This window comes from Ruegeria sp. CDSB136 (assembly GCF_059610965.1).
This window is the reverse complement of the sequence record NZ_JBXWOP010000063.1, coordinates 1-1364: the sequence shown is the minus strand read 5'-3', so window position 1 is coordinate 1364 and position 1364 is coordinate 1. Positions and strand designations below refer to the sequence as shown.

The following is a 1364-nucleotide window of genomic DNA, read 5'->3' as shown; positions in this document are numbered from 1 at the left end:
TGCGGATGGGGTGGATGGCGTCTGCAGCCAACCGTCGCGCTTTGCGGCAAACTGCAGAAGACATCTTCTGCAAGGAAAGGAGCCCCACCATGGAAGTCACGACAATAGGATTGGATCTCGGTAAAGACGTCTTTCAGGTCCACGGAATCGCTGATGACGGTACGGTTGTCTTCAATCGTTCGATCCGCCGCAGACAATTGCTGAAGTTCTTTGAGACCCTGCCGAGCTGCCTCGTCGGAATTGAGGCGTGTGGGTCGGCACATCACTGGGCGCGTGAGCTGACTGAAATCGGCCATGACGTGCGCCTCATGCCGGCGACTTACGTAAAGCCCTACGTGAAGCGTGGAAAGACGGATGCGGTTGATGCCGAGGCAATCTGCGAGGCCGTCACGCGACCGACCATGCGGTTCGTCGCTGTGAAATCGAAGGAACAACAAGCCCTTCTTACAATGCATCGCGTGCGCCAGCTTGTCGTGCGCCAGAAAACCCAGATGCTGAACGTGATCCGGGGTCTTCTTCGAGAGTTTGGTCATGTGATCGGGAACGGGCCGGTGGCGGCGATGCGCTTCGTCAAAGGGTTCAAAACCAACGATTGCCCGGACATGCCAGACGTTGCGAAGAGCATGCTCAAAACCCTCTGCGAGCAGGTTGTTGCACTCGACGAGCGCGTGGTGTTCTACGACAAACTGATCGAGTATCATTCGCGGATCGATGAACGGGCCAAGCGGATCAGAACCGTCCCTGGTGTTGGTCCAATCACCGCCTCTGCCATCGTCGCCACCATCGGCGACGGCAAACAGTTCAAGAACGGGCGCGAGTTTGCTGCTTGGCTTGGTCTCACCCCATTGAACAGATCGAGTGGTGGCAAGGAACGCCTCGGCCGGATTAGCAAGAAGGGTGACCGTTACATAAGAAGGCTTCTGGTGATCGGTATGACCTCACAAGTACAGCGCGCCCGCGGCTATCCAGAACGCGTGCATCCTTGGATCATGCAACTCCTCGAGCGCAAACCCGTCCGACTTGCCACGATCGCGATGGCAAACAAAGCCGCACGGATCATCTGGGCGATCCTCACCAAAGAAACATACTACCGGCAATCAGCGGCATAACCGGAGGCACTGAACAAAAAAGAATTGCAAGACGAATGCCATGATGGCACGTGCGGTCATCCGAGAACCCGGAAAACCCGAGCTTCGTCCTGAACTCTCAGGTTCGCTTTGCCGATTGGGACCAGGTTCACGGAACCCATCAAGGCCAGCGGCTCAAGCAAATGCCGCAATCAAAGGCCGGACACAGGACTGTACTGACCAGCCGCGCAATCAGAGCATTTTGTCCTTGCAAAGCAGACGCCATCCACACAGGAC

Annotated in this window: 1 protein-coding gene; it reads left to right on the top strand. The window is 56.6% G+C overall.

The features are described from left to right. Positions 1-89: 89 nt before the first annotated feature. The gene (locus tag AC2FIR_RS24095; RefSeq protein ID WP_209599476.1) at positions 90-1109 is read left to right on the top strand and encodes an IS110 family RNA-guided transposase; all 1020 of its coding nucleotides are present in this window, start codon (positions 90-92) and stop codon (positions 1107-1109) included. Positions 1110-1364: the final 255 nt, after the last annotated feature.